Here is a 19124-nt window from a genome sequence, read left to right on the forward strand (position 1 = left end):
AAGCGGTAGCGCAAGGAAAGAAGTATGGCTCAGGTTTTTGAGGTCATCACGCCGGACGACAAGCCGATCTGGCTGTGCCTGCGTCAGGAGGCTGGCGACGCTATTGCGGCGGAACCGGGCCTGGCCTCGATGCTGCATTCGACCATCCTGTCGCACGACGACCTGGCCTCGGCCCTGTCCTATCACATCGCGCGCAAGCTGGGCGACGACTCGCTTCGCGGCATGACCCTGCGTGAGCTGGTCCAGAAGGTTTATGCTTCGGATTCCTCGCTTGTTGAAGCCGCCCAGGCCGATCTTCAGGCCGTCTATGAGCGTGACCCGGCCGCCAAGGGCTACCTCCAGGCCTTCATGTTCTTCAAGGGCTTTCTCAGCCTGCAAATTTACCGCGTGGCCCACAAGGTCTGGCAGGATGGCCGCTATACCATGGCGCACTTCCTGCAAAGCCGCGTGTCGGAACTCTTCCAGATCGACATCAACCCGGCCGCGCGCATCGGCAAAGGGGTCTTCCTCGACCACGGCACCGGCATCGTTATCGGTGAAACGGCGGTTGTGGGCGACGACTGTTCGATCCTGCAGGGCGTGACGCTGGGCGGGACGGGCGCTGAGCGCGGTGATCGACATCCCAAGGTCGGCAAGGGCGTGCTTTTGGGCGCCGGCGCCAAGGTGCTGGGCAATATCCAGATCGGCGACTACGCCAAGATCGCTTCGGGCTCGGTGGTTCTCAAGCCCGTGCCCGCGCACTGCACGGCCGCAGGCGTCCCGGCCAAGCTGGTCAACTGCAAGACCTGTGAGGACCCGGCGCGCCAGATGGACCACACCATGCCGGATATCGATTTCGACTATTCGATTTAGGTAAAACGCGGGGATAAGCGGCGTATCTATTTGCGCCTGCGCGCCTTATCGCCTAAAGCCTCGCCACACACAAAGTTTATCCCTGTCCGCGGTGATCTGTGCTTTGATGCGCTCATAAATGGGGCGTGAGCATGAACGACGCCTGGACGACCAACTTAAAAGAGGCTGCCTATGAACCCGTCCGAAATCAACAAGGTGCAGGATTATCTGTTCAAGACCTTCAAGACCAAGGGGCTTGAGGTCAAGGCGCGCAAGCAGAAGGATTCGGCCGAAGTGTTCGTCGGCGAAGAGTTCATCGGCGTCGTCTATGTCGACGAGGACGAGGAGGGCTCCTACATGTTCGAAATGGCCATCCTCAAGGAAGACCTCTAGAAAAATTAGAAAGGCGCCGGATGAACCCGGCGCCTTTGTTCTTAGTAGACATCTGCTTTCGAGCGACGACGGCGCGATACCGGCTCGACGTCGGGCGGCGGTGGGGTAGCGCCGCTGCGCTCTTCTTCTTTGCGGACCTTTTCCTCTGACTTGCGCACGCGGCGGCGATCGAGTTCGTCCCCTAAAGCCACAACTAATTCGGAGAACATGGTGAGAAACTGCGGGAAACGCGACGCCAGGAAGCCACCCATGACGGCGACCAAAGCGGCCAGGAAGGGTGAGTGCGGCGACATGGTTTCGATCATGCGCGACAGGCTGCCGACCGACGTGCCGGCAAAAGCTTCGTCGAACATCCGCTCCTGTTTGCTGCGCTTGTCGGTCTTGCTGACGGCTTTATAGATGCCGTAGCCGATCAGCGGCACGAACAGGGCAGCCCCCAGCACCGCCGGTCCGGCGATTTCGCCCATGGCGACCTTGAGATAGTTGTAAAGCGCGATGCTCAGCCACACGATCCCAGCGATAGCGCAGGCCACACACAGGACCACGGCGATAACCGTCGACTTGATGACTTCGATCTTGTGCGAAACATTGAACATATTGGACAAACCCCGTCACGCTTGAGCATTTCTTGAACCCGCGTTGTCATAGACCGCAATAACAAATAAAGGAACAATGTGATTGAGCCTATGACGTTTTTCCTGACGGAGTCCGGGTTGTGATGTTTGTTGAAGGCTTGTGGCACGCGCTGAAAGTGGTCTGCGCCGGGCTCTATTGGCTGCTGTTCATCTGCCTGATTTGGGCCGGTTTCGCGCTGATGGGACCTGCGCCGCAATGGGGCTGGGGCAACCTGGCTTTCGTGTTGGCGCTGTTTGCCGCGCGGGGATACGGCAAGCGCTGGCTGAACGGCGGCGCGTCTTATGTCGCTGGCTGCGGCGTGATAGCGGCCTATCTGGCTTTTGCCGCCGTTGCGACGGGGTGGCAGAACGTCTAAGCACTTTCCGAAAAGCGCGACCGGTATCAAGCCGTCTCTGACAAGGCCTCGCGAATCGTCTCGACGATCCGGTCGATCTGCGGCTTTTCGATAATCAGCGGCGGCGACAGAGCGATGATGTCGCCGGTTACCCGAATCAGCACGCCCTTGTCGTAGCAGCGGTCGAAGACCTCCATGGCGCGCGCCGTCGCAGCACCTGGACGTGGCTCCAACTCGATGCCGCCGATCAGGCCGAGATTGCGGATATCGATGACGTGCTTCGCATCGCGCAGGGAATGGACCGCCTCCTGCCAGTAGGGCGCAAGGTCCGTCGCGCGTTGGAACAAGCCGTCTTCGGCGTAGGTGTCGAGGGTGGCGATGCCGGCGGCGCAAGCCAGGGGATGGCCGCTGTAGGTATAGCCGTGAAACAGCTCGATCGGTGTTTCCGATGTCTGCATGAAGGTGTCGTAGATGCGCGTCGAACAGGCAACCGCGCCCATGGGCACGGTGGCATTAGTTATACCCTTGGCCATGCAGATCATGTCCGGCCGCACGCCGAAATAATCGGCGCCAAATGCTGCGCCCAGCCGGCCAAAGCCGGTAATGACTTCATCGAAGATCAGCAGGATATCGTGCTTGTCGCACAGGGCGCGCAGGCGTTGCAGATAGCCCTTGGGCGGGATGAGGACGCCGGTCGATCCGGCCACGGGCTCAACAATGACGGCGGCGATGGTCGAGGCATCGTGCAGCGCCACAATCCGTTCCAGCGCATCGGCCAAGTCGGCGCCCTGCTCGGGCTCGCCTTTGCTAAACAGGTTGCCGGCCACGCCATGCGTGTGGGGCAGGTGATCGACGCCCGTCAGCATGGAGCCAAACGTCATGCGATTACGGACGATGCCGCCGACACTGATGCCGCCAAAGCCCGTGCCGTGATAGGCGCGTTCACGGCCGATCAGCCGGGTCTTCGTCCCAAGGCCGCGCGCCCGTTGATAAGCGAGGGCGATCTTCAACGCCGTGTCTGCGGCTTCGGAGCCCGAATTGGTGTAGAAGATGCGCTTCAGGTCATAAGGCATCAGCCCCGACAGCTTGTGGGCAAATTCGAAGGCCAAGGGATGCGCCATGTTGAAGGTCGGCGCGAAGTCCATGACGCCGGCCTGGTGCCGGATCGCCTCGGTGATCTTGTCGCGGCCGTGGCCGGCATTCACACACCACAGACCCGCCGTGCCGTCCAGGATCTCACGTCCGTCGTGCGATGTGTAATACATCCCCTTTGCCGTCGCCAACAGCTTGGGCTTGGCCTTGAAGGCGCGGTTGGGCGTGAACGGCATCCAGAAGTTGTCAAGCGCTTCCGCTGAAGGGGTATCCACCCGGGGGGCATCCATAATCGGCTCTTTTTCAATGAAACGCAGCGGAACTGTGGTAAGCTCTACCATGAAGTCCGGCGATATTGTGATCACAACGCGGGGCGAACTGCAAGGGCGAGGCAAGTAACCGCGTATGAAAGTCGTCAATCTCGAACCGTCGGCCGCCGACGCACGCACCCACAGTCAAGTGTATGATGCCCTGAGCGAAGACCTGATCCAGGGTCAGATCCCCCCTTTGATGTCGGTGTCGCTGCGTACCCTGGCGCAACGTTATGGCGTGTCGCCCATGCCGGTACGCGAAGCCGTCCGCCGGCTGATCGCCGAAAAAGCGCTGGAGCTTCAACCCGAGAACAAGCGCCTGCGCGTGCCGCACCTGACCGAGCACCGGCTGCTGCAATTGATGAAGGCGCGGCAATGGGTCGAATCCGAGTTGGCCTTTCAGGCGACGCCGTTTGTCGACGCCGACCTGATCACCCGTCTGAAGACCGACGATGACACGCTGATGAAGGCGCTGGCGACCGGTGATGTAACGGCCTACATGCAGGCTAATCACGACTTCCATTTCTGCATCTATGCCCGTGCTGATGCCGATCTGCTGTACGATATGGCGCGAACCCTGTGGCTGCAGGCCGGGCCGTTCATGCGCGTGGTCTTCGCCCGTATGGGGACGGTGCACCTGCCCAAGGATCATCACCAGGACATGATCGCGGCCTTTGAACGTGGCGATGCCGAAGCCGTGCGTGCTTCGATGGCGGCCGACGTGCGTGAGGGCATGGAACTTATGCTGGATGCCCTGCGCAGCCAGGCCCAGCCGGATAAAAAGCGCCGCGGGGCAGGGAAGTAACCTAAACTTCCTGTGAGCATGCTTGACTCGACCTTTAGCAGCGGTGTCTAATTGTGATCACAATCCGTTAGCTAAGGTGTCCGCATGCCCGTATCCGCGCCCCAAAGTCCCGCCGATACGCTGGAAGGCGTGCTGAAATCCGTCAAGGGCTTGAGCCTGCCGTCGAAGGCCATCATCGAGGGGCAGGAAGTCGGCGCGCGTTCGGGGCGGACGTTCGACAATATGTCGTCGCGCGACGGCACGAAGATCAACGATATCGCTGCCTTGGACATGACGGATATTGACCTTGCTGTCGTCTCGGCGCGAACAGCGTTCGAGGACGGCCGCTGGCGCAACCTGGCGCCCAAGGCCAAGAAGAAGATCCTGCACCGGCTGGCCGACCTGATGACCGAGCACGCCGAAAACCTGGCCCTGCTGGAGAGCCTCGATACGGGCAAGCCGATCAGCGATGCGCGCAATGTCGACATCCCCTTGGCGATCAATTCGACGCGCTACTACGCCGAAGCGCTCGACAAGGTATATGGCGAGGTCGCGCCGACGCCGGAAGACCGCCTGTCCTATGTGATCCATGAACCGCTGGGCGTTATCGGCGCCATCGTGCCGTGGAACTTCCCGCTGCACATGGCGATGTGGAAGGTTGCGCCGGCCCTGGCCATGGGCAATTCGGTCGTTCTCAAGCCCGCCGAGAACTCGAGTATGACCGCGCTCTATACCGCGCAACTGGCGCTGGAAGCCGGTGTGCCGCCAGGCGTGTGGAATGTCGTCACCGGGCTTGGCACCGAAGCGGGCGATGCCCTGGCCAAACACATGGATGTCGACATGATCGCCTTCACCGGATCAGGGCCGGTCGGGCGGATGCTGATGCGCGCCTCGGCCGACTCGAATCTCAAACGCGTGTCGCTGGAGCTGGGCGGCAAGAGCCCGCAGATTGTCTTTGCCGACAGCGACGACCTGGATACCGCCGCGACCAACGCAGCGTGGGGCGTCTTCTATAATCAGGGCCAGGTGTGCACTGCCGCGTCGCGACTGCTGGTCGAGGAAACGATCAAGGACGAATTCGTCAAAAAGGTCGCTGCTGTCGTCAGGACGATAAAGGTCGGCGATCCGTTCGATCCGGCCACACAGTTCGGCGCTATGATCTCATCGCGTCAGATGCATACGGCGCTAGAATATATCGAACGCGGCCAGGCGGAAGGCGGCCGGCTGGTGCTGGGTGGCAAGCAGGTGCGCGCCGAGACCGGCGGCTACTATGTCGAGCCGTCTCTGCTCGACAATATCGCCCCCGCAAACATCCTGGCCAAGGAGGAAGTCTTTGGGCCGGTCCTTTCGGTCATGACCTTCAAGGACGAAGCCGAGGCGTACCGCATCGCCAACGACACTATCTACGGCCTGGCGTCGGGGGTGTGGACGTCGAACATCAACAAGGCGATGCGTGCCGCCAAAGCGCTGAAGGCCGGCCTGGTCTGGGTCAATGGCTGGGACGCTTGCGACATTACCTCGCCGTTTGGCGGCGTGAAGCAGTCGGGCTTCGGTCGCGATCGTTCGCTGCACGCCCTATATAAGTATGCCGACCTCAAGGCCGTTTCGATCAGCTTCAAGGCATAACATGAAACTCACCTCCGCACAGGTTTCGCTGCTCGGCGACACCATCTCGCTTGAACCGAAATCCGGCTGGTTCGCCGTTACCAATCCTGCCGACGGCGATGTCCTGGCCTACGTCAAGGACGGCTCGGCCGCTGACACCACGGCCGCCATTGGTGCCGCCGACGCAGCCTTTGCCAGCTGGTCCGGCATGACGGCCAAGGCGCGCTCGATCCTCCTGAAGAAGTGGAACGATCTGGTCCTAAGTCATCTAGAAGACCTGGCCCTGCTGGTGACGCTGGAGCAGGGGCGGCCGATCAAGGAGACGCGCGGCGAGGTGACCTATGGCGCCTCGTTTATCGAATGGTTTGCCGAAGAGGCCAAGCGCGCCTATGGCCGCACCATTCCGGCGACGGCGCCCAGCAAGCACTTGCAGACCATCAAACAACCGGTTGGCGTCTGCGCGGCGATCACACCGTGGAACTTTCCGATTTCGATGATCACGCGGAAAGTCTCGCCGGCCCTGGCGGCGGGCTGCACCGTCGTCATCAAGCCGTCGGAAGAGACGCCGCTGTCGGCCCTGGCGCTTTATGTGCTGGCGCGCAAGGCCGGTCTGCCCGACGGCGTCATCTCCATCGTCAATTCGACGACGGCCAAGGCAATCGGCGAGGCCATGACCTCTGACCCGCGCGTCAAGAAGCTGAGCTTTACCGGATCGACCCCGGTCGGCAAGCTGCTCTATGCCCAGTGCGCGCCCACCATGAAGAAGATCTCGATGGAGCTGGGCGGTAACGCGCCGTTCCTTGTCTTTGACGATGCCGATATCGACGAGGCCGTCGAAGGCGCCCTGGCGTCGAAATACCGCAATTCCGGCCAGACCTGTGTGTGTGCCAACCGCCTGCTGGTCCAGTCTGGCATCTATGATAGCTTTGCCGCCCGCCTGACCGAGCGCGTCAAGGAGATGAAGCTGGAAGCGGGCTGGAAAGAGAGCTCCCAACTGGGGCCGCTGATCAACCAGAAGGCCATCGACAAGGTCAAGGGCCTGGTTGATGACGCCGTCAGCAAGGGCGCCCAGGTCGAGGTCGGTGGTCACGTCTCTGGCCTGTTCTATGAAGGCACCGTGCTGACCGGCGTGACCCACGACATGGAGATTTTCGACACGGAAATCTTCGGGCCGGTGGCGCCGCTTTTCCGCTTTGAGACCGAAGAAGAGGGGATTGCGCTGGCGAACGATACGCCGTTTGGCTTGGCGGCCTATGCCTATACGCGCGATATCGGCCGGTCGATGCGCGTGGCGGCGAAGCTGGAGTACGGCATGGTCGGCATGAATGATGGACTCATCTCGACCGAGGTGACGCCGTTCGGTGGTATCAAGGAATCGGGTCTCGGCCGCGAAGGCGCTGCCGAAGGTCTGGATGAGTATCTGAACATCAAATACATCTCCTATGGCGGGCTGGGGGTGATTTGATCGTGGATGAGGTTTCGGAACGCGTCACTGATCAGCGCTTGCGAAACCGCATCATGGAGTCCGTTGCATGGCTTGAGAATGGATTAGATGATTGGGGGGCTCATGAGTACCTCGAGCAGTTTTACGACTGGGTGGACCCCGACGGAAAACCTTTCCCAAACGCGGCAATGTCGGAAGACGAATTCTCAGCCTTGGCCAGGTTCGCTATCCTCATGAATGAGGTTTGTGACCATACGCCAAGTCTAATCACGGATGGGGACCTGATTGTGCCGGAATGGCTGGAACGCATACGATCTGAGGCTTCGACTGTCCTGGCGGTCTTTCTGCAACGTGGACGTTTCGGGGAAGAGTTTGAAGAAGCCGAGCCTGGCTTAGAGGCCGGTCGTGCTTGGTATCGTGCTGTAAAGACAGCGCCATGACCAAGCTCCAAGTCTTCATTTCCGAACAACGCGAAATATTTGCATCCGCCAATACCGATTCTAAAGCCTTGTCTCAAAAGGCTTCAGCGTGGCGCGGTGGCGTGCCCATGCACTGGATGCGAGACTGGGCGACACCATTTCCGATATATGTGAATAATGCGAAGGCCGCGACGCTGACCGATGTCGATGGCCACGTCTATGATGATTTCTGCCTTGGCGACACGCCGTCCATGTTCGGCCATGCGCGCCCTGAACTGCAAGCCGCCATCGCCAAGCAGGCAGGTGATGGCGTTGGCTTCATGCTGCCCACCCAGCTTGCCAATGAAGTTGGCGATCTCCTGCGTGCGCGTTTCGGTCTTCCGCAATGGCAGGTGGCGACAACGGCTTCAGATGCCAATCGCGCCGCCATCCGCTGGGCGCGGGGGATCACCAAACGCGACAAGATCCTGATCTTTGACGGCTGCTATCACGGCATGGTCGATGACTGTTTCGTCGCCCTCTATGACGGCCGGCCTGCCAACAAAAAGGGGCTGATCGGCCAGATCCGTGACCAGACGGAAACCACGGTCGTTATCCCTTTCAACGACATCGCAGCCCTCGAAGCCGCTTTGTCCAAGGGCGATGTTGCTGCCGTCCTGGCCGAGCCGGTGATGACCAATTTCGGCATGATCCCGCCGGAGCCGGGTTTCCACAAGGCCCTGCGTGACCTGACGAAGCAATACGGCACGCTGCTGATCTTTGATGAGACCCACACCCTGTCCTCCGGTCCGGCGGGCTATGTCGGCCTACATGGTTTGCAACCGGATATTTTCACCTGCGGCAAGGCGATCGCCGGGGGCATTCCAGCCGCTGTCTGGGGCGTCACGGCAGACGTCGCCGCGCGCATGGACGGCACCCAAGCCGAGATCGGCGCCGGACAGTCAGGTATCGGCACGACCCTGTCGGGCAATGCGCTGGTCATGGCTGCGACCAAATGTATGCTGACCGAGGTCATGACCGAAGCCGCCTACGCCCACATGCTGGCGGGAACCGACCAACTGGTGCGGGCCTTACGCGACCTGATCGACCGTCACGCCCTGCCGTGGAGCGTCGTCCATGTCGGTGCGCGCGCCGAGCTGATCTTCGCGCCACAGCCGCCGCGTGATGCCGCCGGCATGCGCCCTTACCTCGACCACGACCTGCTGGAAGCCTTTCACATCTTCCTGATCAACCGGGGCGTCCTGATTGCGCCGTTCCACAATATGATGCTTATCTCGCCGCAAACCGAGTCAGATGCGATCTCACGTCTGGTCGCTGCGGTCGAGGCGTTCGTGCCCTACTATAAGGACTTCCAATGAGCCTGCCCCCGCACCCCATGGTCGCCACGCCTGACGAGGCCAAGGCCTTTCTCGACGCCCATCCGCACATTAATTATTTCGAGATCCTGTTCACCTCGATGACCGGAGTGCCGCGCGGCAAACGCCTGCGCCGCCACGAATTGCTGCCGATTTTTGAGTATGGCCGTTTCCTGCCGGGCTCGATCCTGGTCGTCGATACGCTGGGCGCCGATTGTGAAGAGACGGGGCTTGTCTGGGAAGACGGCGATGCCGATCGTGTGGCGCGGCCGGTGCCGGGGACGCTCGTGCCCGCGCCGTGGCTGGGTGATGATGTCGGCCAGGTCATGCTGTCGATCTATGAACTCGACGGCACGCCGAACGATCTCGACCCGCGCCATGTGCTGCAACGCGTGCTCGACCGCTACAAGGCCGATGGCCTGACGCCGGTCGTGGCCTGCGAACTGGAATATTACCTGGTCGATATCGAACGCGGCGAGGGCGGCGAACTGAAGCCTGCCCGGACCTTTAATACCGATGAAACACCGCGTGGCATCCAGGTCTACGGCCTGCCGGAAATCGAAGCCCATGGTGCCTTCTTCCGCCAATTGTGGGAAACGGCCGACGAACAGAATATCCCGCTGGAAGGCGCGATTTCCGAATTCGCCCCAGGGCAGGTCGAACTGACGCTGAAGCACAAGCCCGATGCCCTGCGCGCCGCCGATGACGCGGTGATGTACAAGCGCCTGGCCAAGGGCGTGGCCTTAAGCCTGGGCATCGAGGCGACCTTCATGGCCAAGCCGTGGCCCGATCGCGCCGGGTCGGGTTTCCACGTCCACATCTCGGTGGCGGACAAGGACGGCAAGAACCTGTGCGCGGCCGAAGACCCGTCTGGCTCGCCCCTGCTGCACAACATGATCGGCGGCATGAAGGATCACCTGGCCGACTGCATGGGGATTCTTGCCCCCGGCGCCAATTCGTTCAAGCGCTTCAAGGCCAACTCCTATGCACCGGTTGGCCTGACCTGGGGCGTCAATAACCGCACAGTCTCCCTGCGCGTGACGGCGGGTCCGGCCCATACACGCCACGTCGAACACCGCGTCGCCGGCGCCGATGGTAATCCGTACTTGGTGCTGGCGGCCATTCTGGCGTGTGCACACCACGGTATCAGCCAGAAAACCGATCCTGGCCCGGCCGTCGTTGGCAACGGCTATGCAGCCGCAGCCGAAAGCGGTGCTATTCTGCCGACAAACTGGTTCGCGGCAGTGGATTACCTCGACAAGTCCGCTGTTCTGCGCGACTATCTGGGCGAGCGCTTCATAGACATGTATGTCAAGGTCAAGCGGACCGAGCAGGCGCGTTTCTATGAAGAAGTGACGTCGCTTGACTACGACTGGTACTTGCGCAACGCCTGAGGTTAAAATGGTATCGCGGCGATCTTTCTTGGCAGGTACGGGAGCGGTCGCGGCGGGTATCGTTCTGGGGCAGGAGGCGCGCGCGGCTGGCAGCAGTCTGCGCTTCTACAACTGGGACACCTATGTCGGCGATAACACCTTGTCGGGCTTCAAGGCGGCGTCGGGCATCGACGTCCAGATGACCCTGTTTGCCAGCAATGATGAACTTTATGCCCGTACCGCAGGCGGTGGTGAAGCCTATGACGTGATCGTGCCGTCGTGCGACTTCGTCACCCGCATGGCCGAGGAGGGCTTGCTGGCGAAGCTCGACCACAGTCGTTTGCCGAACCTCAGGAATATCGCTGAGCCCTTCCGCGACCCGCCCTACGACCCCAATTGCGCCTACAGCGTACCGTTTGCCTGGCTTGTCCTGGGGCTCGGTTATCGCCGCTCGGCCATGAAGGGCAAGAAGCCGCCCAAATCGTGGGAAGACGTTTTTGACTCCAAGCGATACCGCATCGGCTGGCTGACCGAACCGTCCGACATGATCCGCCTGTGCGCCAGCTATATCGGTGAGGACCCGAACGCCATCACGGCCAAGGGGCTGAAAAAGATCGAGAAAATCCTGAGCAAGCAGGCTAAACGCGGCGTCATCTTCCACCACGACGACGGTCAGGACATGCTGCGCGCCGGCGACCTCGATATCGTCATCGAATACAATGGCGATATTGCCCAGGTCATGGGGGAGGCGCCGGACCTGGGCTTTGTCGTGCCCAGGGAAGGCAGCACGCGCTGGGTCGATTGCTGGGCCATCCCGAAGAACGCGCCCAATCCCGATTCTGCCCACCAGTTCCTCAACTACATGCTGAGCGCAGAGGCGGGCGTCGATATTTCAAGCACCATCATGTACCCGACGCCCAATGCCGCGGCGCGCGCCCTGATGCCTTCGGAATACCGCGACAATCCGGTGATCTTTCCGTCTGACGCGCAACTGGAAAAGTGCCCGTTCGGACGTCGCGCTGCCGCATCGCAGCAGCAGGCCTTTGAGGAAATATTTGCACGCGTACGGATGATCGCGGGGCATTGATCGCGCGCATTGGGGTGTTTTTGTTACGCGCTTGCGAATAGTGCCGGATAAGACGGCTTGTGATCACGTTTTGCGATTGACAAGCCGTCAAAGCCGTATTCCTCTTCGTTAACGAAAATTCAGCCGGACAGAGCCGGTCGGACCCCAGCTTTAGGAGATACCTCATGAGCAAGTTTGGACGTCGTTCGCTTCTGGCTGGCCTTGGCGCCGCTGCCGTGGGTATCAGCTTCGCCGGACTGTCCGGCTGCACCAAGCCGGCCGGCAAGGGCGGGAAGACGATCAACTTCTATAACTGGGACACCTATATCGGCGATACGACCCTGGCAGATTTCCAGATAGCGTCGGGCATCAAGGTCAATATGTCGATCTTTGCCACCAACGACGAACTGTTCGCCAAAATCAAGACCGGCAATTCCGGTTTCGACGTCATCGTGCCGTCCAACGACTTCGTCACCTACATGTCCCAGGCCGGCCTTCTGCTGCCGCTCGACCACGCCAAGATCCCGAACCTGAAGAATGTCGATCCGGCCTTCATGGACCCGATCTACGATCCGGGCCGCAAGTTCTCCGTGCCCTACACCTGGCTGGTGCTCGGTATCGGCTATCGCAAGTCGGCCATGAAGGGCGGCGTCGTGCCGGATTCGTGGAAGTACCTGCTCGACTCGAGTGAATACAAGGGCCGCATCGCGCTTCTGTCGGAATCGGGCGATCTGATGCGTCTCGGCGCCAAGTATCTCGGCCACAGCGTCAACGGCATTTCCGATGACGTGCTGAAGCAGGTCGAGGCCATGCTGATCAAGCAGAAGCCGAACGTGAAGGCTTTCCACAGTGACGATGGCCAGGACATGCTGATGTCCAAGGAGGTCGATATCGTCATGGAATATAATGGCGACATCGCCCAGGCCATGAAAGAAGACCCGGACCTGGCCTTCGTTGTGCCCAAGGAAGGGTCGCAGCTCAATTCGGACTGTCTGGCGATCCCGAAGGACTCGAAGAACCCGGAAGAGGCACACGCCTTCATCAACTACATCCTCGATGCGCAAGCCGGCGCCAAGATCTACGAGCAGATCCTGTATCCGACGCCGAACGCGGCCGCCAAGGCGCTGATGCCTGACGATTACAAGAACAACACGGTCATCTTCCCGCCGGCGGACGTCATGGCCAAGTGCGAGTACGCGGCCTTCGAAGGGCCTGAGCGCGCGCAGGTCTACGATGCGGCGATGACGCGCATCAAGGCTTCCTAAGACAATACAGAACGCGTCGGATCACACCGGCGCGTTCTTTCGTTTCTACCCCAGCCCTCCAGCGCGCAGCGCTGGCAAGGCCGACCGGCCGCCCGAGTTTTGCGCTCAAAGAGCGAAGCGTTAGCGCTTCGAATAATGTGCGAGGAGCCCCGCGGCGCTTGAGCGGAGAAAAAGATGGAGCAAAGCTGGCGTCAGGCCAAAAGCATGTTCGGGGCGATGCTCAGCGCGCCCCTGTTCTGGCTGGTTGTCTTCTTCTTCGTCCCTCTGGCGATCGTCTTTGCCTACAGCTTCGGACAGAATGTCGGCCTGATCGACATCTCGGTCTTCACGACGTTCGATAACTACAAGCGCGCCTTCGAGCCGCTGTATCTGGCGATTTTCGTCAAGTCGATCTGGATCGCGGCGATCACGACCTTCATTTGCCTGGTGCTGGGCTTTCCGGTGGCGCTGGCCATCACCTTCGCGCCCCCCAAGGCCAAGGCGTGGTTACTCCTGCTGATCATGCTGCCCTTCTGGACCAACCTTTTGATCCGCACATACGCCCTGATGGCCTTCTTGCGGACGGAGGGCTATATCAATGTGACCTGGCACAAGATTTTCGACGGCATCAATGCTGTTTCCGGCGGTATGCTGGGGCAGTTCCATGCCATGGAATTGATGAACACCAACTTTGCCGTGGTGCTGGGCCTGGTCTTCGTCAATCTGCCCTTCATGATCCTGCCTCTCTATTCGACGCTGGATCGCATGGATCGGTCGCTGCTTGAGGCATCGCTCGACCTCGGCGCAGGCCATATCTCGACCCTGTTCAATGTCGTGGTGCCGATGGCCGGCGCAGGGATCGCGTCGGGCATCCTGATCACCTTTATCCCGGCGCTTGGGTCCTATCTGACGCCGGACATGCTGGGCGGGCCGGATTCGCAGATGATCGCCAACGTCATCGAGAGCCAGTTCAAACGCGCCAACAACTGGCCGTTTGGTGCGGCGCTCAGCTTCCTGCTGGTCTACATGACCTTTATCGGCATCGCCATCCAGGGCCTGATCGAGCGCAAGAATACGGGTAGGGCGGCATGAGCGAAGCTGTGAAAACCCGTAAAAGCCCACCGGGCCCGCTGGAATATCTGCGCCGCTGGCCGCTACAGGCCTGGCTGGCCCTGGTCGCCGTCTTTCTCTACGCGCCGCTGATTTCGCTGATGGTCTTCAGCTTCAACGACTCACGGTTCACGACCGTGTGGCGCGGCTTTACCCTGCGCTGGTACGAAAAGGCGTTCAAGAATGCCAGCCTGATTGAGGCATTTGGCAACTCCCTGACCATAGCGCTGCTGTCGACCGTCATCTCGGTCGTCGTCGGCGCCATGGCGGCGATTGTCCTGTGGCGGTTCCGCTTCCCGGGCAAGACGGCTTTCAATGCCGGCCTGGCCATCCCCATCGTCGTGCCGGAAATCTGTATGGGCGTCGGCATGCTGGTCTTCTTCGCCAAGGTGCTGCCGTGGCCGCAGGACCTGATCTGGCCGCTCAACCTCGGCGCCATCATCATCGCCCACGTCTCCTTCTCCTTCCCGTTTGTAGCGGTAGTTGTGCGGGCAAGGCTGGCCAGCTTCAACCGTGAACAGGAAGAGGCCGCGCGCGATCTTGGCGCCTCGGAATTCCGCACATTGATGGACATCATCGTCCCGCATATCGCACCGTCATTGGTGGCCGGTGCGCTGCTGGCCTTCACGCTCAGCCTCGACGACTTCGTCATCACCTTCTTTACGGCCGGCCCGGATACGGTAACCTTCCCGGTCAAGGTCTATTCGATGGTGCGGTTCTCGGTCACGCCCGAAGTCAATGCCGCCTCGACCATACTGATCGTCGTCACCGTGCTCCTGACCTTCCTCGCCCTCAGATTCCAGGGCTCCGACGCCCTGACCGCCGGCCATGACGGCGGCGCCGGAGAAAAGAAATGACTAAGCCAATTATACAATTCGAGAATGTTTCGAAGCGCTTCGGCAAGGTCGCGGCCGTGGACAATGTCTCGCTGACCATCAATGAGGGCGAGTTCTTCTCGCTGCTCGGGCCATCGGGGTGCGGCAAGACCACGCTCTTGCGCATGCTGGCTGGCTTCGAGATGCCGACGGAAGGCCGGGTACTGATCGATGGCCAGGACATGTCGATGACGGCGCCCAACAAGCGCCCGGTCAATATGGTCTTCCAGTCCTACGCCGTCTTCCCGCACATGACAGTGCTGGATAATGTCGCCTATGGCCTGAAGATGGACGGTGTCCTCGGCGATGAGCGCCGCCGCCGCGCCGAAGAAGCCTTGGAACTCGTCAAGCTCGGCGGCTTCGGCACGCGCAAGCCCGACCAGATGTCGGGCGGCCAGCGTCAGCGCGTCGCTCTCGCCCGCGCTCTGGTCAAGAAGCCGCGCGTCCTGCTGCTCGATGAACCGCTGTCGGCACTTGATGCCAAGCTGCGTGACCAGATGCGCACCGAACTGGCCATTCTGCAGGAGAAGGTCGGTATCACCTTTATCATGGTCACCCACGACCAGGACGAAGCTCTGGCCATGGCAACGCGCTGCGCCGTCATGAACAAGGGGTTGTTGCAGCAGGTGGCGACGCCGTCGGACCTGTACGAATTCCCCAATTCGCGCTTCGTCGCCGACTTCATCGGCAGTGTGAACATGTTCGAGGGCACGCTGGACGTCGATGCCAAGGACCACGCTGTAATCAACACGGCCGATATCGGTCCGGTCTATCTTGACCATGGCGTCACCGGCCCGGAAAAGGGCACGGTATGGGCCGCTGTCCGTCCGGAAAAGATCGAGTTGAACAAGCGTACGGACACGCCGCCCAAGGTTGATGACGCGCCCGAAGGCTATAATATCGTCGCCGGCCTTATCAAGCACATGGTATATCTTGGCTCGGAAACCATCTACGAGGTCGAGATCGCCAGCGGCCGCCTGATCAAGGTCGTGCGGCCCAACCTGACGCGCTGGGATCAGGAAGACTTCACGTGGGATGAGAAGGTCTGGCTCAGCTTCCACGCCTGTTCGCCGGCGGTTCTGCTGAACTGATATTCAGCCATCGGACGAATTTACACTTCCAATTTTCCCGAAATGGGTTAGTTTGGCGGGGGAACGGAAAGTAATAACGGACGAGCATAATGGCGGATAAGCCTGTCGTCGGCATCATGGCCTGCAACCGCACGGTCGGTGTGGAAAATGCCCATGCGGTGATGGAACGCTATGTTCGCGCCGCGATCCGTTATGGCGATTGCCACGCACTTTTGATTCCGCCCATAGCCGATGGGTTTTCGTCAGGGACGGTAACACGACATCTTGACGGGCTGATGCTGACCGGCTCGCCCTCGAACATTGGCGCGCGCCGTTACGGCCAGGACGGCGGCGAAGGTCCGTACGATAAGGGGCGGGACGATGTGTCCTTGGCGATGATCGAATGCATGATCACCATGGGCAAGCCGGTCTTCGGTATCTGTCGTGGTTTCCAGGAGATCAACGTCCTGTTGGGCGGGTCTTTGCGGCGGGACATCGGTTCTGCCGTCGGCAGCCGGCTCGGCCATCACGCGCCGGAGACAACTGGTTTTATGGAGATGTTCGACCACATGCATCCGGTTACTTTGGCACCGGGGGGCGTGCTGCGCGACGTCTATGGCCGCGATCAACTGATGGTCAATTCGGTCCATTTCCAGGGCGTCGATAAACTCGGCGATGGGTTGACGGTCGAGGCGGTGGCCCCGGATGGCCAGGTCGAGGCGTTCAGCGCCAATATCAGCGGCTCCCAGGTCCTAGGGGTGCAATGGCACCCGGAATGGCTGGTGGACACCTATCCCGATAGTCAGATATTCTTCCGGTTGATGGGGGCTGCGCTGCGTGGCGCACCGATCGCCAGTCTGGCCGAGAAACACGCAAAATTGTGATCACAATATTTGACTTTGGCGGCTGAATAACCGAACCTGTCTTCAGTTTCGCCACCTATTTTATGGGGAGGCGGGGGGCGACGCCACCTCGGCTCCTACGGATTATAAATGACCGCCGCTACGCCCATCCGCAATTACGACATGAACGAACTGCGCCAACTCGATATGGCGCACCATCTGCCGGCGCAGTCGGACTACAAGCTTCAGCACGAGCTGGGCGGATCGCGCATCATAACTCGCGCCGAGGGGTGCGTCATTACCGACGCCGAAGGCAAGTCACTGCTGGACGGCATGGCCGGCCTGTGGTGCGTCAATGTCGGCTATGGCCGCGAGGACCTGGCCCGCGTCGCCTATGAGCAGATGCTGGAGCTGCCCTACTACAACACCTTCTTCAAGACGGCGACGCCGCCGCCAGTGCGTCTGGCGGCACGCATCGCCGGCATCATGCAGCAGTCCAATTCCGACCTGAAGCACGTCTTCTTCAATTCTTCGGGCTCTGAGGCCAACGACACCATTTTCCGCCTGGTGCGCTACTACTGGGACCTGAAGGGCGAGCCGAAGCGCAAGATTTTCATCAGCCGTCGTAATGCCTATCACGGTTCGACCGTTGCGGGCGCAAGCCTTGGCGGCATGACTTTCATGCATGAACAGGGCGACCTTCCGATTGCTGGCATCGAACACGTCGACCAGCCCTACATGTTTGGCGAAGGCTTTGGCGAGGACGCGGATGCGTTCGCCACCCGCGTCGCGCAGTCGATCGAGGACCGTATCCTGAAGGTCGGCCCGGAAAACGTCGCGGCCTTTATCGGTGAGCCCGTCCAGGGCGCCGGCGGCGTCATCATCCCTCCCGACAGCTATTGGCCCAAGGTCGAAGCCATCTGCCGCAAGTACGGTATCCTGCTGATATGCGACGAAGTCATCTGCGGCTTCGGGCGCCTGGGGCACTGGTTCGGCCATCAGCACTGGGGCGTCAAGCCCGACCTGATCGCCATGGCCAAGGGGCTGTCGTCGGGCTATCTGCCGATCTCGGCGGTTGGCGTATCGACAAAAATCGTCGATGTCCTGATCGAAAAGGGCGGCGACTTCGTCCACGGCTATACCTATTCCGGCCACCCGGCCTGTGCCGCTGTAGCGCTGGCTAATATCGACATCCTGGAAAACGAGGGCCTGGTCGAGCGGACACGGACCGTCACCGGGCCGTATCTGGCCAAGGCGCTAAAACGTCTCGATGCCCATCCGCTGGTCGGCGAAGCGCGCTCGCTGGGCCTGATCGGGGCGGTCGAAATCGTCGCCGAAAAGGGCACGAACAAGCGCTTTACCGGCAAGGAGGGCACGGCCGGGCCGATCGTCCGCGACCTGTGCATCAAAAACGGCCTGATGGTCCGCGGTATCCGCGATAGCCTGGTCATGTGTCCGCCGCTGATCATCAGCGAGGCTGAGATCGACCGTATCGTCGATACGATTGAAAGATCGCTGAACGAGGCTGAACCGGTGCTCAGGGCGTTGTAATTGTCGTAAAGCCCGGCCATATCTGGTCATATGAAAACAGAAATCAGCTGGGCCTTTATCGGGCTTTTCGCCGCCTTCGGGCTTGCCGGGGCAGCGCTTGTCGCGGCGCCGCAAATTGCGCCACTCGCTACCTTCGCGTTTGTTCTGCTCGGCTGGGTGATCAGCCTGTGCTTTCACGAATACGGCCATGCCGCCACGGCGTCTGCCTTCGGTGACACGACCATTGTCGAGCGCGGTTATCTGACGCTCAATCCAGTCCATTATTTCAGCGGCGTCGGCAGCCTTATCCTGCCCGTCATCGCCCTGGTGCTGGGCGGCATTGCCCTGCCCGGCGGGGCGGTGATGATCCGCACGGACCTGATCCAGCGGAAATGGCAACAGTCATTGGTCGCGCTTGCAGGTCCGGCCATGAGTCTGATCAGCGCATTGGTTTGCTACTGGGTGGCGCAGGCCGTCAGCGGCACGCCGCTGCTCTATGACGGCCTGATGCTGCTGACCTTTTTCCTGATGATGGCCTTTGTGCTGAATATCCTGCCGATCCCCGGACTGGACGGCTTTGCGGCGTTGCGGCCCTACATGCCTGAAGCCCTGACCAAGACTGTACCGCCCAAGATCGGGGGACTGGTGATTATCGCGGCGCTGCTGGGCGTCTTCTTCTTCGGTTACCACATCATCATGCCGCTCGTCATGGGCGGGGCGGAACTGTTCGGCATGGATTTGGACTACAACCAGATCGGCGATGCGATGGATCGCTTCCAGTTCTGGCGATAAGCAATGTGCCCAAAAGTG

At 60.6% G+C, this 19124-nt stretch carries 19 protein-coding genes; 17 read left to right on the forward strand and 2 right to left on the reverse strand.

Annotated elements, in window-relative coordinates; all coding sequences use genetic code 11:
• Positions 1-24: 24 nt before the first annotated feature.
• Both cysE and AC1DON_RS03585 read left to right on the forward strand, forming a co-directional pair.
• Positions 25-852 carry a serine O-acetyltransferase gene (cysE, locus tag AC1DON_RS03580; protein WP_476933355.1) on the forward strand — a complete coding sequence of 276 codons (828 nt, stop codon included), beginning with the start codon at positions 25-27 and terminating at the stop codon, positions 850-852.
• A 171-nt stretch (positions 853-1023) separates the two neighbouring features.
• The gene (locus tag AC1DON_RS03585; protein ID WP_476933356.1) at positions 1024-1224 is read left to right on the forward strand and encodes a DUF3126 family protein; all 201 of its coding nucleotides are present in this window, start codon (positions 1024-1026) and stop codon (positions 1222-1224) included.
• Positions 1225-1265: 41 nt separating this feature from the next.
• On the opposite strand, the gene AC1DON_RS03590 is transcribed toward AC1DON_RS03585, so the two are convergent.
• Positions 1266-1820: a hypothetical protein gene (locus tag AC1DON_RS03590; protein ID WP_476933357.1), complete on the reverse strand. Its 555-nt coding sequence runs from the start codon at positions 1818-1820 to the stop codon at positions 1266-1268.
• 119 nt (positions 1821-1939) lie between these two features.
• Here AC1DON_RS03590 and AC1DON_RS03595 point away from each other — a divergent pair, with 119 nt between their 5' ends.
• Entirely contained in the window at positions 1940-2215 is a 276-nt protein-coding gene (locus AC1DON_RS03595) for a hypothetical protein (RefSeq protein WP_476933358.1), read from the forward strand.
• A gap of 26 nt (positions 2216-2241) precedes the next feature.
• Here AC1DON_RS03595 and aptA read toward each other — a convergent pair whose 3' ends face one another.
• Positions 2242-3576, reverse strand: a complete 1335-nt coding sequence (aptA, locus tag AC1DON_RS03600) for an omega-aminotransferase AptA (RefSeq protein WP_476933359.1) — start codon at positions 3574-3576, stop codon at positions 2242-2244.
• A 115-nt stretch (positions 3577-3691) separates the two neighbouring features.
• On the opposite strand from aptA, the gene AC1DON_RS03605 reads away from it, so the two are divergent.
• The 14 genes from AC1DON_RS03605 (at position 3692) to AC1DON_RS03670 (ending at position 19106) form a co-directional block, all read left to right on the forward strand.
• Positions 3692-4402 (forward strand): GntR family transcriptional regulator, encoded by a 711-nt coding sequence (locus tag AC1DON_RS03605; protein WP_476933360.1) that lies wholly within the window; start codon positions 3692-3694, stop codon positions 4400-4402.
• A gap of 84 nt (positions 4403-4486) precedes the next feature.
• Complete coding sequence (locus AC1DON_RS03610; RefSeq protein WP_476933361.1) at positions 4487-6007, forward strand: aldehyde dehydrogenase; 1521 nt, start codon at positions 4487-4489, stop codon at positions 6005-6007.
• A 1-nt stretch (position 6008) separates the two neighbouring features.
• A complete protein-coding gene (locus AC1DON_RS03615) occupies positions 6009-7451 on the forward strand; it encodes an NAD-dependent succinate-semialdehyde dehydrogenase (protein ID WP_476933362.1) in 1443 nt (480 codons plus the stop codon).
• A 2-nt stretch (positions 7452-7453) separates the two neighbouring features.
• Complete coding sequence (locus tag AC1DON_RS03620; protein ID WP_476933363.1) at positions 7454-7870, forward strand: hypothetical protein; 417 nt, start codon at positions 7454-7456, stop codon at positions 7868-7870.
• Entirely contained in the window at positions 7867-9207 is a 1341-nt protein-coding gene (locus AC1DON_RS03625; RefSeq protein WP_476933364.1) for an aspartate aminotransferase family protein, read from the forward strand. Before AC1DON_RS03620 ends, AC1DON_RS03625 begins: the two co-directional genes overlap by 4 nt.
• A gap of 17 nt (positions 9208-9224) precedes the next feature.
• On the forward strand, positions 9225-10598 hold the full coding sequence (locus tag AC1DON_RS03630) for a glutamine synthetase family protein (protein WP_476933481.1): 1374 nt from the start codon (positions 9225-9227) through the stop codon (positions 10596-10598).
• A gap of 28 nt (positions 10599-10626) precedes the next feature.
• Positions 10627-11664 carry an ABC transporter substrate-binding protein gene (locus AC1DON_RS03635; RefSeq protein WP_476933365.1) on the forward strand — a complete coding sequence of 346 codons (1038 nt, stop codon included), beginning with the start codon at positions 10627-10629 and terminating at the stop codon, positions 11662-11664.
• A 164-nt stretch (positions 11665-11828) separates the two neighbouring features.
• Positions 11829-12908 (forward strand): ABC transporter substrate-binding protein, encoded by a 1080-nt coding sequence (locus AC1DON_RS03640; protein WP_476933366.1) that lies wholly within the window; start codon positions 11829-11831, stop codon positions 12906-12908.
• A gap of 174 nt (positions 12909-13082) precedes the next feature.
• Entirely contained in the window at positions 13083-13979 is an 897-nt protein-coding gene (locus tag AC1DON_RS03645) for an ABC transporter permease (RefSeq protein ID WP_476933367.1), read from the forward strand.
• Positions 13976-14854, forward strand: coding sequence for an ABC transporter permease (locus tag AC1DON_RS03650; RefSeq protein WP_476933368.1), 879 nt, complete (start codon positions 13976-13978; stop codon positions 14852-14854). Before AC1DON_RS03645 ends, AC1DON_RS03650 begins: the two co-directional genes overlap by 4 nt.
• Positions 14851-15963, forward strand: coding sequence for an ABC transporter ATP-binding protein (locus AC1DON_RS03655; RefSeq protein WP_476933369.1), 1113 nt, complete (start codon positions 14851-14853; stop codon positions 15961-15963). The genes AC1DON_RS03650 and AC1DON_RS03655 overlap by 4 nt, the downstream gene beginning before the upstream one ends.
• Before the next feature lie 89 nt (positions 15964-16052).
• Positions 16053-16826, forward strand: a complete 774-nt coding sequence (locus AC1DON_RS03660; RefSeq protein ID WP_476933370.1) for a gamma-glutamyl-gamma-aminobutyrate hydrolase family protein — start codon at positions 16053-16055, stop codon at positions 16824-16826.
• A 108-nt stretch (positions 16827-16934) separates the two neighbouring features.
• Positions 16935-18335, forward strand: coding sequence for an aspartate aminotransferase family protein (locus tag AC1DON_RS03665; RefSeq protein WP_476933371.1), 1401 nt, complete (start codon positions 16935-16937; stop codon positions 18333-18335).
• 30 nt (positions 18336-18365) lie between these two features.
• On the forward strand, positions 18366-19106 hold the full coding sequence (locus tag AC1DON_RS03670) for a site-2 protease family protein (RefSeq protein ID WP_476933372.1): 741 nt from the start codon (positions 18366-18368) through the stop codon (positions 19104-19106).
• Positions 19107-19124: the final 18 nt, after the last annotated feature.

The organism is Asticcacaulis sp. P4_H10 (assembly GCF_056400965.1).